Annotated in this window: 6 protein-coding genes, 2 tRNA genes, 5 rRNA genes and 1 pseudogene; 4 read left to right on the forward strand and 10 right to left on the reverse strand. The window is 42.0% G+C overall.

Features of this window, described 5'->3' with window-relative positions:
• The first annotated feature begins 687 nt into the window (after positions 1-687).
• Positions 688-1,395: a hypothetical protein gene (locus ACUXZJ_RS00815; protein WP_446195560.1), complete on the forward strand. Its 708-nt coding sequence runs from the start codon at positions 688-690 to the stop codon at positions 1,393-1,395.
• Positions 1,395-2,174: a hypothetical protein gene (locus tag ACUXZJ_RS00820; RefSeq protein WP_088467093.1), complete on the forward strand. Its 780-nt coding sequence runs from the start codon at positions 1,395-1,397 to the stop codon at positions 2,172-2,174. The genes ACUXZJ_RS00815 and ACUXZJ_RS00820 overlap by 1 nt, the downstream gene beginning before the upstream one ends.
• A 229-nt stretch (positions 2,175-2,403) precedes the next feature.
• Here the strand turns inward: ACUXZJ_RS00820 and ACUXZJ_RS00825 are convergent, their stop codons facing one another.
• From ACUXZJ_RS00825 to ACUXZJ_RS00835, 3 genes are read right to left on the reverse strand one after another with little or no spacing between them, the layout of a single operon-like run.
• Positions 2,404-2,598, reverse strand: a complete 195-nt coding sequence (locus ACUXZJ_RS00825) for a hypothetical protein (RefSeq protein ID WP_088467094.1) — start codon at positions 2,596-2,598, stop codon at positions 2,404-2,406.
• Entirely contained in the window at positions 2,595-2,825 is a 231-nt protein-coding gene (locus tag ACUXZJ_RS00830; protein WP_088467095.1) for a hypothetical protein, read from the reverse strand. Before ACUXZJ_RS00830 ends, ACUXZJ_RS00825 begins: the two co-directional genes overlap by 4 nt.
• A gap of 2 nt (positions 2,826-2,827) precedes the next feature.
• The gene (locus ACUXZJ_RS00835; protein WP_446195563.1) at positions 2,828-3,166 is read right to left on the reverse strand and encodes a helix-turn-helix domain-containing protein; all 339 of its coding nucleotides are present in this window, start codon (positions 3,164-3,166) and stop codon (positions 2,828-2,830) included.
• A 162-nt stretch (positions 3,167-3,328) separates the two neighbouring features.
• Here ACUXZJ_RS00835 and ACUXZJ_RS00840 point away from each other — a divergent pair, with 162 nt between their 5' ends.
• Together ACUXZJ_RS00840 and ACUXZJ_RS00845 are read left to right on the forward strand one after the other, a co-directional pair.
• Positions 3,329-3,616 carry a CHC2 zinc finger domain-containing protein gene (locus ACUXZJ_RS00840; RefSeq protein WP_088467097.1) on the forward strand — a complete coding sequence of 96 codons (288 nt, stop codon included), beginning with the start codon at positions 3,329-3,331 and terminating at the stop codon, positions 3,614-3,616.
• Between the two features lie 23 nt (positions 3,617-3,639).
• Positions 3,640-4,469: pseudogene (locus tag ACUXZJ_RS00845) on the forward strand (IS3 family transposase); the annotation flags it as partial.
• 81 nt (positions 4,470-4,550) lie between these two features.
• Here the strand turns inward: ACUXZJ_RS00845 and rrf (ACUXZJ_RS00850) are convergent.
• The 7 genes from rrf (ACUXZJ_RS00850) to ACUXZJ_RS00880 form a co-directional block, all read right to left on the reverse strand.
• Positions 4,551-4,659 (reverse strand): 5S ribosomal RNA (rrf, locus tag ACUXZJ_RS00850).
• A gap of 181 nt (positions 4,660-4,840) precedes the next feature.
• Positions 4,841-7,717, reverse strand: a 23S ribosomal RNA gene (locus tag ACUXZJ_RS00855).
• Between the two features lie 219 nt (positions 7,718-7,936).
• Positions 7,937-8,013: transfer RNA gene (locus ACUXZJ_RS00860), tRNA-Ala, on the reverse strand.
• 152 nt (positions 8,014-8,165) lie between these two features.
• Positions 8,166-8,239, reverse strand: a tRNA-Ile gene (locus tag ACUXZJ_RS00865).
• 72 nt (positions 8,240-8,311) lie between these two features.
• Positions 8,312-9,827 (reverse strand): 16S ribosomal RNA (locus ACUXZJ_RS00870).
• A gap of 334 nt (positions 9,828-10,161) precedes the next feature.
• Positions 10,162-10,270: ribosomal RNA gene (gene rrf / locus ACUXZJ_RS00875) — 5S ribosomal RNA — on the reverse strand.
• A 181-nt stretch (positions 10,271-10,451) separates the two neighbouring features.
• Positions 10,452-13,328, reverse strand: a 23S ribosomal RNA gene (locus ACUXZJ_RS00880).
• Together the 16S, 23S and 5S rRNA genes with 2 tRNA genes alongside form the textbook arrangement of a ribosomal RNA operon.
• Positions 13,329-13,330: the final 2 nt, after the last annotated feature.

The raw sequence follows: 13,330 nt of genomic DNA on the forward strand, positions 1-13,330 counted from the left end.
AGCCCATCGCACACAAAAAAACCTTTTTTTATCCGCTTACTTCCCACGCTCAAAAAACAAGAGCCGAAACCCAACCCTCAACCACTCCCAAAGCTATGTTACATAATAAGCCATTATGAGTCAAGCCCTAAAGGGTTCGCTTCGCCTTGCACCATAAGCTTATTATGTAAAATAGCCCCACTCCATCGCTCCCACCCACTGCCGACCCTACTGCCAACGCACTACGAAAGCTTTATTATTTGTAAATTCTTTGTTCAAAAAACTTCGCAAAATTACGCCTACTTCGTGAAAACTTGTAGCCTTAAATCTTTGCTTGTTTTTTATCACAAAAATTTTAAAAAACAGTACGATGACTAACGCCCTACGGTTGTTGGCTCATTTTTTTAGAAGATTGCCAAGAAGCCTTTTTTTCAATTGAAAAATAAAAAGTGGCAATCTTCCAAAAAAATCGAGCGAAAGAACAAAACCAACCCCAAACCACAGGCAAAATGGAAAGTTGGTTTTGTACTTGCTTTTACTTTTTCAATAAAAAACAACTTCTTTTTTTTTTCAACTGAAAAACAATTGAAAAAATAAGTACTTTTGATTTTACAAATGGGATGCTACAAACTCACATATAATCCATTACAAATTGTTCGTAGGCACGAACCCAAGCCCTCGCGCGAGGCGAAAGTTGTGCAGTGTTGGATGTCTGTTGACCCATTAGCGGAGAAGTTTCCGAATACTTCTCCTTACGTATATTGTTTGAATAATCCAATAAAACTTATTGATCCTGACGGGAAAGCTCCAACAGACTGGTATCGTAATAAAATAACAGGAAAAATAACTTGGAAAGATGGGCAAAAGGAAAGATGGGGTTATGAAAGATTAGGACACACTCGTGGATACACAGATAAAAATGGTAACAGAGCATTGTTAGACGGAGACACTAAACAAATTTCTTATAATGGTAAAGTTTTAGCAGATTTTAGTCAAAACCCAAAAGCTGAATATGGCGGATTTGCTATTGCAGATGGAGGGAATAATCAAAATCCAAGTGAATTGGACAGAGGAGGTAGAAATGTACAATGGATTGACTTAAAAGGATTAATAGGATTAATTGACTTATTATTAGGCCGAGAACCTGGTAAAATGGGACAAGCTCATCAAAAAGGAAAAGGGACTAATGGTACAGGTAATGTAGATAGTAAAACTAGTGAAGCAATTGATGCAGTTGGCGCAAGCACAGGCGCAACTAATGAAGGAAAAAATGCCATTGACCAAGCAAGTAAAAAAGAGAAAAATCCTAGTTCATCTAATGAAGTAGAGTTTGTAAGAACTGCTCACGATGAAAAAACTGGCAATAGCACTTATGTAAGAAAAGATATTTATGATAAGCAACAAAAACAGAACTAATGAAAAGGGAATACAAAAGAACATTGATTATATTAATTATTGTACTCTTAGGTCTAATATCTTTCTATTTTTATTCTAAGAACGAAAGTGTTTATATTTTAAAAGAATACAGTCCAACTGGGAAATTGATAGGGACAAATGAATATGTTCTTAGAAATGGCGATACTATTATGCATGGTCAGTTTGTAAATTATAATGAAAATGGCATCAAAATATCAGAAGGTCAATTTGTAAATAATGAGCCAAATGGCTTATGCACTTACTATGACGAAAATGGTATAAAAGAAGTTGTGCACTACAGAAAAAACAGTAATATAACTTTAGAAAGTACTTTTTATAATCCAAAAGGGTTTATTGAAAAATATGTAGTGTATGATGATTTAGGGAAATCGTCTTTTATAATTGGTTTTGATGAAAAAGGAGTCACAAAATATAATGGTTATTTTCAGATAGAAACTTATCAATATAAATTTTCTCATCCCGAGCAATTTAAAATTAAAGAACAGCAATATTTAAAAGTAGGCAATAAATTAAAGTATAGTTATTTAATAGCCAATATCCCAAATGCCAAACGTAGTTTTAAAATAGAAAACATAAGCGTTGACAATTCAAAAGTCAAACGTACTTTAAAGCATATAGAACCTTGCCAATGGGATGTAGAAGAAATTCTTACTAAAAAAGGCAAAAACACAATACTAAGTATCGTTAAATACGAGTTTAAAGATAAAGTTACACCTGTTTTTATAGACACCCTTTCTTTTGATATAGAAGTACATTAAAAAGTAAAGCCCTCAACTGAGGACTTTTTTACCCCCGCTACCACACGAATCCTTTCGTCTGGTTTAAAAAAGAATAATAAATAATTAAAACACAAAACCCTAACTCGTAATAAGTTAGGGTTTATTTTATGTAGTTGGTATCAGGATTTTTGCTAGTATGTAAAACAGCAAGTATAATAATGGTTTTGTTATTGTAATCTACAATGTAGTGTAACATATACGGGAATTTCTATACTACGGCAGTTCTAATCTCCAAATATCTATTTTCGGCACTGTAGGGGTAGTTTTGGAGTTGTTTAGCTTTCTTTTTCACATAGGAGTAAAATGTTTTTCCTAAACCTTTTTTTTGTTGGTTATACCAATTAATATTTTCTTTTAAATCTAATTGTGCGTTGGATTTAATTACAAACTTAAAGTTTTTCATAGCTCTTTTTCTAACGCATCGCAAAAAGCATCAAAATCCATTACATCATCAGGTTTTTTTAAATAATCCTGTAATCTTTTATCTAAAATATCTTTGTGCCATTGCGGGATGTCATTAGCTACTACATCACTTTCTAATTCAATGTATTTTTTTATTAGCTTGTTCCAATCTGATATTGGAATAACTACAGCAGTTTTATTGCCTTGGTTATCTGATATATAGTGCATAATTATTTGTTGGTATAAGTTTGTATAGTTTTAAAATCTCTAATAGTCAAATCCAAAAAACGATTTACTATTTCTTTGTCTTCATCGTTCATCTCTTGAATAACTTCAAATTTATGAAGCAACTCTTTGTCTTTGATAGAAACGATGTCATCATTCAAAAGAGCATCAGTAGAAACACCTAAAGCATCAGCAATATTTTTTAGAGCATCAGCAGGCGGAATACTACTTCCTAACTCATAGCGTGAAAGGCTTTTATTGTTCACTTGTGATTTTTCAGCCAATTCTGCTTGAGAAAGATTTTTTTGTTGTCTATATAATCTAATGCGCTCCGCTATAGTCATAATTGAGATATTTATATATTTAAAATCTTATAATTGCGAAATTAAGACAAAAAAGAGTAAAATAAAAATATAAATCTCGCAACAGACTTGTTTCATATTCTCGTAATTGTTACTTTTTAGACAAATTTGAGAAGTATTAAATTTTAGATAATTTTTTAAACAATGGAAATCCACGAAATAAAACAGAGCTTAACTATTGCGAATGTCTTGCATTATTACGGCTTAAAAACCGACAAACAAAGCCGTTTAAATTGTCCGTTCCACGAAGACAAAACCCCAAGTTTTCAAGTGTATTACAAAACACAAACAGCATATTGCTTTAGTTCCAACTGTAAAACACACGGCAAAAGTATAGATGTGATTGATTTTATACTGCATAAAGAAAACTGCACCAAACACGAAGCCATTAAAATAGCAGAATGTCTACCTTTGATGGTACGAAAAAAGTAAGCCCGAAATATTAACTTTGTATTATGGGAAAAATGTATGAAAATGAATTTAAAGTAATGATAGTAGAATTACTTAATTCAGGTAGAACAGTCAAAGAAGTAAGTGAAGAATACGGTCTCAATGACAGTATGTTACGTAGATGGAGGTGAGAATTTGAAGCAAAAGCAGGTGATTTTACCAAGAAAAAAGAATTTTCAGCTGAAGAGTTAGAATTAAAGGCCTTACGAAAAGAGCTAAAAGAGATTACTTTAAAACGAGATATTTTAAAAAAGGCGGTGAGCATCTTCTCCAAGAACGACAGATGAAATATGAATTCATTTATAAACATGAATCCAATTATCCTGTTAAGAAGATGTGTAAATATCTAAAAATCAGTAAAAACTCCTATTACAAATGGTTAACTACTAAAGATAAAATTCGGCAAAAAGCCTCTTTAATAGTATTAAAAGAAAGAATTCAATACCATTTTCAGCAAAGTAAAAGTGTGTACGGAAGCTATAGAATTAAGAAAGCATTAGAACGAGAAAATATCTATTATTCAAGAGCTTATATTGCTGTTTGGATGCAAAAAATGGGCTTAAAGAGTGTTTTAAGAAGGAAATATGTAATCACAATAAACTCTAATCATTCTTATCCAATCGCTGAAAATAAACTTAATAGAGAATTTACCAGTTATCAATTAGGAGAAAAATGGGTTTCGGATATTACCTACGTTCGAGTAAACGACAATTGGAATTATCTCACTACAATAATGGATTTAGCTGATAGAAAGATAATTGGATGGCAATTAAGTCAGGATATGACAGTGGAAAATACCACTTATAAAGCCTGGATAAAAGCAAGAGAAAACAGACCCCATTCTGGTAAGTTTTGTCATGGACAAACACGTATAAAACAAAAAACCCTTCATCGTTTCGGATGAAGGGTTTCTAAAGAAAGGCGGCGATCTACTCTCCCACAGTATGCAGTACCATCGACGCAGGCGGGCTTAACTTCTCTGTTCGAAATGGGAAGAGGTGAGCCCCGCCGCAATAACCACCTTAAGGTTTTTAGTGATGAGTGATTAGTGAGAAGTGATTAGCTTAAATCTAGTCACTGGTTACTTATTACTTTTCACTGCAAGCTTTGCTTGCCAATATTTTAACATATTGAGATAAATATTCAATTTGGAAAGAATTTTACGCCCCACCCTTGCTCCTCCCCTTTGGGGAGGTTGGGTGGGGCACCAATAAGCTTACGGGTTATTAGTACTACTTGACTGTGACATTACTGCCTTTACATCTATAGCCTATCAACGTGGTGATCTTCCACGACCCTTAAAAGAAATCTCATCTTGTGGTGGGTTTCGCGCTTATATGCTTTCAGCGCTTATCCCTTCCCAACGTAGCTACTCTGCGGTGCTCCTGGCGGAACAACAGATACACCAGCGGTTGGTCCAACTCGGTCCTCTCGTACTAGAGTCAGATCCACTCAAATTTCTAACGCCCACAGTAGATAGAGACCGAACTGTCTCACGACGTTCTGAACCCAGCTCGCGTGCCACTTTAATGGGCGAACAGCCCAACCCTTGGGACCTTCTCCAGCCCCAGGATGTGACGAGCCGACATCGAGGTGCCAAACCCCCCCGTCGATATGAGCTCTTGGGGGAGATCAGCCTGTTATCCCCGGCGTACCTTTTATCCTTTGAGCGATGGCCCTTCCATGCGGAACCACCGGATCACTATGCTCTACTTTCGTACCTGATCGACCTGTATGTCTCTCAGTCAAGCTCCCTTTTGCCATTGCACTCTACGCACGGTTACCAAGCGTGCTGAGGGAACCTTTAGAAGCCTCCGTTACTCTTTTGGAGGCGACCACCCCAGTCAAACTACCCACCAAGCAATGTCCCCGCCAAGGGCGGGTTAGATCTCAGATAAGCAAAGGGTGGTATTTCAACAATGACTCCACAACGCCTGGCGACGCCATTTCATAGTCTCCCACCTATCCTACACATCACTTATCCAAGACCAATACTAAGCTATAGTAAAGGTGCACAGGGTCTTTTCGTCCCACTGCGGGTAATCGGCATCTTCACCGATACTACAATTTCACCGAGCTCATGGCTGAGACAGTGTCCAGATCGTTACACCATTCGTGCAGGTCGGAACTTACCCGACAAGGAATTTCGCTACCTTAGGACCGTTATAGTTACGGCCGCCGTTTACTGGGGCTTCAATTCAATGCTTCTGATTGCTCATAACATCTCCTCTTAACCTTCCAGCACCGGGCAGGTGTCAGGCCCTATACGTCATCTTACGATTTTGCAGAGCCCTGTGTTTTTGATAAACAGTCGCCTGGACCTTTTCACTGCGGCCAGCTTGCGCTGGCGACCTTTCTCCCGAAGTTACAGGTCTATTTTGCCTAATTCCTTAGCCATGAATCTCTCGAGCGCCTTAGGATACTCTCCTCAACTACCTGTGTCGGTTTACGGTACGGGTACTTATAATCTATGTTTAGAAGGTTTTCTTGGCAGCCTTTAGGTACTCTATCCCTTTGTCCGAAGACTCCGAGTACTATCGCATTTCACCAGTCCCAGCGGATTTGCCTACTGGGCCTATAGTTAGGTGCTTTAACGAACTATTCCGTCAGTTCGCGGTACTTTCACCACTGCGTCGCTCCATCACAATTATAAGTAGTACGGGAATATTAACCCGTTGGCCATCGACTGTTCCTTTCGGATTCGCCTTAGGACCCGACTAACCCGCAGCTGATTAGCATAGCTGCGGAAACCTTAGTTTTGCGGCGGGGGTGTTTCTCGCACCCCTTATCGTTACTTATGCCTACATTTTCTTTTCTAACTTCTCCAGCATCTCTCACAAGACACCTTCGGCGATGTTAGAATGCTCCCCTACCACTTGTACAGTGTACAAATCCATAGCTTCGGTAGTATGCTTATGCCCGATTATTATCCATGCTCGATCGCTCGACTAGTGAGCTGTTACGCACTCTTTAAATGAATGGCTGCTTCCAAGCCAACATCCTAGCTGTCGATGCAATCAAACCGCGTTTGTTCAACTTAGCATACATTTGGGGACCTTAGCTGATGGTCTGGGTTCTTTCCCTCTCGGACTTGGACCTTAGCACCCAAGCCCTCACTGCTGTGTATATTATATAGCATTCGGAGTTTGTCAGGAATTGGTAGGCGGTGAAGCCCCCGCATCCAATCAGTAGCTCTACCTCTATATAACTCAACCACAGCGCTGCACCTAAATGCATTTCGGGGAGTACGAGCTATTTCCGAGTTTGATTGGCCTTTCACCCCTACCCACAGGTCATCCGAAGACTTTTCAACGTCAACCGGTTCGGACCTCCACTGTGTGTTACCACAGCTTCATCCTGCCCATGGGTAGATCACACGGTTTCGCGTCTACCACTACTGACTATAGCGCCCTATTCAGACTCGCTTTCGCTACGGATCCGTGACTTAATCACTTAACCTTGCCAGTAACGGTAACTCGTAGGCTCATTATGCAAAAGGCACGCCGTCACAGCTTATGCTGCTCCGACCGCTTGTAGGCGTATGGTTTCAGGTTCTTTTTCACTCCGTTATTCACGGTTCTTTTCACCTTTCCCTCACGGTACTGGTTCACTATCGGTCTCTCAGGAGTATTTAGCCTTAGCGGATGGTCCCGCCAGATTCAGACAGGGTTTCTCGTGCCCCGCCCTACTCAGGATACCACTATTCTTTATATTCTTTGCTTATACGGGACTTTCACCTTCTTTGGTTAACCTTTCCAGGTTATTCTAATTCTGTTTATAAGAAATATTGTGGTCCTACAACCCCGTTATTGCCGTAACAACAACGGTTTGGGCTATTCCGCGTTCGCTCGCCACTACTTACGGAATCACTTTTGTTTTCTTCTCCTCCGCCTACTTAGATGTTTCAGTTCAGCGGGTTTGCCTCCTATTGGATAATGCATCTTCAATGCATTGGGTTGCCCCATTGGGATATCTACGGATCTATTCGTGTGTGCCAATCCCCGTAGCTTTTCGCAGCTTATCACGTCCTTCTTCGCCTCTGAGAGCCTAGGCATCCCCCATACGCCCTTATTTTGCTTATTGTTTTCTTTTTTTTAGTGATTAGTTCTTAGTAATTAGTGACTAGCCCTAAGACTAATTACTATTCACTCTGTACTAATTACTAAAGTGTTCTTTCTACTTGTTTGTATGTTTATCTCAATATGTCAATGAACTTTATTCAATTTGAAGATTTGATGATTCGTTAATTTGAAGATGTTATTCATTTTCAAATTTTCAAATCAATTCATTTTCAAATCAATTTGGTGGAGAATATCGGAGTCGAACCGATGACCTCCTGCGTGCAAGGCAGGCGCTCTAGCCAGCTGAGCTAATCCCCCATTCTTTTTCTATTTTGAATGTTGATTTATATATTTTGAATTATTTTTCAAATTCATGATTTAAAATTTATAATTCAAAATTCGCTTCTAGAATTTCCTTTTAAACTTAATTTTTTTAAATTTTCAAATTAATCAATTTTCAAATTTACTTGTAGTCCCGGGCAGACTCGAACTGCCGACCCCTACATTATCAGTGTAGTACTCTAACCAGCTGAGCTACGAGACTCTGTATTTTAAGTCTTTTTTTTTTTGAATTAACAGCGAGAGTAAGGGTCTATTTTCTTTTTTTTGTCTCTAGAAAGGAGGTGTTCCAGCCGCACCTTCCGGTACGGCTACCTTGTTACGACTTAGCCCTAGTTACCAGTTTTACCCTAGGCAGCTCCTTGCGGTCACCGACTTCAGGTACCCCCAGCTTCCATGGCTTGACGGGCGGTGTGTACAAGGCCCGGGAACGTATTCACCGCAGCATGGCTGATCTGCGATTACTAGCGAATCCAGCTTCACGGAGTCGAGTTGCAGACTCCGATCCGAACTGAGAACGGTTTTGTAGATTCGCGCCTACTTGCGTAGTGGCTGCTCTCTGTACCGTCCATTGTAGCACGTGTGTAGCCCAAGGCGTAAGGGCCGTGATGATTTGACGTCATCCCCACCTTCCTCACGGTTTGCACCGGCAGTCTTGCTAGAGTTCCCGACTTGACTCGCTGGCAACTAGCAACAGGGGTTGCGCTCGTTATAGGACTTAACCTGACACCTCACGGCACGAGCTGACGACAACCATGCAGCACCTTGAAAAACGTCCGAAGAAAGATCTGTTTCCAAATCTGTCGTTTCCCATTTAAGCCTTGGTAAGGTTCCTCGCGTATCATCGAATTAAACCACATGCTCCTCCGCTTGTGCGGGCCCCCGTCAATTCCTTTGAGTTTCACTCTTGCGAGCGTACTCCCCAGGTGGGATACTTATCACTTTCGCTTAGCCACTCAGATTGCTCCAAACAGCTAGTATCCATCGTTTACGGCGTGGACTACCAGGGTATCTAATCCTGTTCGCTCCCCACGCTTTCGTCCATCAGCGTCAATGTACTCGTAGTAACCTGCCTTCGCAATTGGTATTCCATGTAATCTCTAAGCATTTCACCGCTACACTACATATTCTAGTTACTTCCAAGTAATTCAAGTCTTACAGTATCAATGGCCGTTTGATCGTTGAGCGACCAGATTTCACCACTGACTTATAAAACCGCCTACGGACCCTTTAAACCCAATGATTCCGGATAACGCTTGGATCCTCCGTATTACCGCGGCTGCTGGCACGGAGTTAGCCGATCCTTATTCTTACAGTACCGTCAAGCTCCCTCGCAAGGGAGTGTTTCTTCCTGTACAAAAGCAGTTTACAATCCATAGGACCGTCATCCTGCACGCGGCATGGCTGGTTCAGACTTGCGTCCATTGACCAATATTCCTCACTGCTGCCTCCCGTAGGAGTCTGGTCCGTGTCTCAGTACCAGTGTGGGGGATCTCCCTCTCAGGACCCCTACCCATCGTCGCCTTGGTGTGCCGTTACCACACCAACTAGCTAATGGGACGCATGCTCATCTTGTACCGTTGGAACTTTAATAATTAAATGATGCCATTTAATAATACTATGGGGTATTAATCCAAATTTCTCTGGGCTATCCCCCTGTACAAGGTAGATTGCATACGCGTTACGCACCCGTGCGCCGGTCTCAAAGGAGCAAGCTCCTTCTACCCCTCGACTTGCATGTGTTAAGCCTGCCGCTAGCGTTCATCCTGAGCCAGGATCAAACTCTTCATCGTATGTTTTTTATAGCTTTTGAGCTAAATATTTTTGACAAAGAATGCTAGTTTTCTTACTCTCTTATTTTTTTGTTTTAATATTGCTATTAAAACGTGCTGTCAATCCAATATGTCTATGAACTTGTTTCTTTTGTTTTTCGCTTTTGACTTATTGTCTTAGCGGCTGCAAAGGTAGTGTTTCTTTTAGTATTTCCAAGTGTTTTTTTACTTTTTTTTGAAAGTTTTTTATTTTCTTGGTTTTCTTTAATAATAGGAACGTAGTTGCTTTGCTGGGATAAAAAATCCCCTGTTTTGCAGGGGATTTTTATGTTTAATTCTGTTTTTTCAGAATAAAGAAAGGCGGCGATCTACTCTCCCACAGTATGCAGTACCATCGACGCAGGCGGGCTTAACTTCTCTGTTCGAAATGGGAAGAGGTGAGCCCCGCCGCAATAACCACCTTAAGGTTTTTAGTGATGAGTGATTAGTGAGAAGTGATTAGCTTAAATCTAGTCACTGGTTACTTATTACTTTTCACTGCAAGCTTTGCTTGCCAATATTTTAACATATTGAGATAAATATTCAATTTGGAAAGAATTTTACGCCCCACCCTTGCTCCTCCCCTTTGGGGAGGTTGGGTGGGGCACCAATAAGCTTACGGGTTATTAGTACTACTTGACTGTGACATTACTGCCTTTACATCTATAGCCTATCAACGTGGTGATCTTCCACGACCCTTAAAAGAAATCTCATCTTGTGGTGGGTTTCGCGCTTATATGCTTTCAGCGCTTATCCCTTCCCAACGTAGCTACTCTGCGGTGCTCCTGGCGGAACAACAGATACACCAGCGGTTGGTCCAACTCGGTCCTCTCGTACTAGAGTCAGATCCACTCAAATTTCTAACGCCCACAGTAGATAGAGACCGAACTGTCTCACGACGTTCTGAACCCAGCTCGCGTGCCACTTTAATGGGCGAACAGCCCAACCCTTGGGACCTTCTCCAGCCCCAGGATGTGACGAGCCGACATCGAGGTGCCAAACCCCCCCGTCGATATGAGCTCTTGGGGGAGATCAGCCTGTTATCCCCGGCGTACCTTTTATCCTTTGAGCGATGGCCCTTCCATGCGGAACCACCGGATCACTATGCTCTACTTTCGTACCTGATCGACCTGTATGTCTCTCAGTCAAGCTCCCTTTTGCCATTGCACTCTACGCACGGTTACCAAGCGTGCTGAGGGAACCTTTAGAAGCCTCCGTTACTCTTTTGGAGGCGACCACCCCAGTCAAACTACCCACCAAGCAATGTCCCCGCCAAGGGCGGGTTAGATCTCAGATAAGCAAAGGGTGGTATTTCAACAATGACTCCACAACGCCTGGCGACGCCATTTCATAGTCTCCCACCTATCCTACACATCACTTATCCAAGACCAATACTAAGCTATAGTAAAGGTGCACAGGGTCTTTTCGTCCCACTGCGGGTAATCGGCATCTTCACCGATACTACAATTTCACCGAGCTCATGGCTGAGACAGTGTCCAGATCGTTACACCATTCGTGCAGGTCGGAACTTACCCGACAAGGAATTTCGCTACCTTAGGACCGTTATAGTTACGGCCGCCGTTTACTGGGGCTTCAATTCAATGCTTCTGATTGCTCATAACATCTCCTCTTAACCTTCCAGCACCGGGCAGGTGTCAGGCCCTATACGTCATCTTACGATTTTGCAGAGCCCTGTGTTTTTGATAAACAGTCGCCTGGACCTTTTCACTGCGGCCAGCTTGCGCTGGCGACCTTTCTCCCGAAGTTACAGGTCTATTTTGCCTAATTCCTTAGCCATGAATCTCTCGAGCGCCTTAGGATACTCTCCTCAACTACCTGTGTCGGTTTACGGTACGGGTACTTATAATCTATGTTTAGAAGGTTTTCTTGGCAGCCTTTAGGTACTCTATCCCTTTGTCCGAAGACTCCGAGTACTATCGCATTTCACCAGTCCCAGCGGATTTGCCTACTGGGCCTATAGTTAGGTGCTTTAACGAACTATTCCGTCAGTTCGCGGTACTTTCACCACTGCGTCGCTCCATCACAATTATAAGTAGTACGGGAATATTAACCCGTTGGCCATCGACTGTTCCTTTCGGATTCGCCTTAGGACCCGACTAACCCGCAGCTGATTAGCATAGCTGCGGAAACCTTAGTTTTGCGGCGGGGGTGTTTCTCGCACCCCTTATCGTTACTTATGCCTACATTTTCTTTTCTAACTTCTCCAGCATCTCTCACAAGACACCTTCGGCGATGTTAGAATGCTCCCCTACCACTTGTACAGTGTACAAATCCATAGCTTCGGTAGTATGCTTATGCCCGATTATTATCCATGCTCGATCGCTCGACTAGTGAGCTGTTACGCACTCTTTAAATGAATGGCTGCTTCCAAGCCAACATCCTAGCTGTCGATGCAATCAAACCGCGTTTGTTCAACTTAGCATACATTTGGGGACCTTAGCTGATGGTCTGGGTTCTTTCCCTCTCGGACTTGGACCTTAGCACCCAAGCCCTCACTGCTGTGTATATTATATAGCATTCGGAGTTTGTCAGGAATTGGTAGGCGGTGAAGCCCCCGCATCCAATCAGTAGCTCTACCTCTATATAACTCAACCACAGCGCTGCACCTAAATGCATTTCGGGGAGTACGAGCTATTTCCGAGTTTGATTGGCCTTTCACCCCTACCCACAGGTCATCCGAAGACTTTTCAACGTCAACCGGTTCGGACCTCCACTGTGTGTTACCACAGCTTCATCCTGCCCATGGGTAGATCACACGGTTTCGCGTCTACCACTACTGACTATAGCGCCCTATTCAGACTCGCTTTCGCTACGGATCCGTGACTTAATCACTTAACCTTGCCAGTAACGGTAACTCGTAGGCTCATTATGCAAAAGGCACGCCGTCACAGCTTATGCTGCTCCGACCGCTTGTAGGCGTATGGTTTCAGGTTCTTTTTCACTCCGTTATTCACGGTTCTTTTCACCTTTCCCTCACGGTACTGGTTCACTATCGGTCTCTCAGGAGTATTTAGCCTTAGCGGATGGTCCCGCCAGATTCAGACAGGGTTTCTCGTGCCCCGCCCTACTCAGGATACCACTATTCTTTATATTCTTTGCTTATACGGGACTTTCACCTTCTTTGGTTAACCTTTCCAGGTTATTCTAATTCTGTTTATAAGAAATATTGTGGTCCTACAACCCCGTTATTGCCGTAACAACAACGGTTTGGGCTATTCCGCGTTCGCTCGCCACTACTTACGGAATCACTTTTGTTTTCTTCTCCTCCGCCTACTTAGATGTTTCAGTTCAGCGGGTTTGCCTCCTATTGGATAATGCATCTTCAATGCATTGGGTTGCCCCATTGGGATATCTACGGATCTATTCGTGTGTGCCAATCCCCGTAGCTTTTCGCAGCTTATCACGTCCTTCTTCGCCTCTGAGAGCCTAGGCATCCCCCATACGCCCTTATTTTGCTTATTGTT

The sequence above is a fragment of the Flavobacterium sp. TN-1 genome, assembly GCF_052828645.1.

Coding starts and splice junctions, on each gene's coding strand:
- ACUXZJ_RS00815 (WP_446195560.1), top strand. CDS start 688: ATGTCTGTTGACCCATTAGCGGAGAAGTTTCCGAATACTTCTCCTTAC.
- ACUXZJ_RS00820 (WP_088467093.1), top strand. CDS start 1,395: ATGAAAAGGGAATACAAAAGAACATTGATTATATTAATTATTGTACTC.
- ACUXZJ_RS00825 (WP_088467094.1), bottom strand. CDS start 2,598: ATGAAAAACTTTAAGTTTGTAATTAAATCCAACGCACAATTAGATTTA.
- ACUXZJ_RS00830 (WP_088467095.1), bottom strand. CDS start 2,825: ATGCACTATATATCAGATAACCAAGGCAATAAAACTGCTGTAGTTATT.
- ACUXZJ_RS00835 (WP_446195563.1), bottom strand. CDS start 3,166: ATGACTATAGCGGAGCGCATTAGATTATATAGACAACAAAAAAATCTT.
- ACUXZJ_RS00840 (WP_088467097.1), top strand. CDS start 3,329: ATGGAAATCCACGAAATAAAACAGAGCTTAACTATTGCGAATGTCTTG.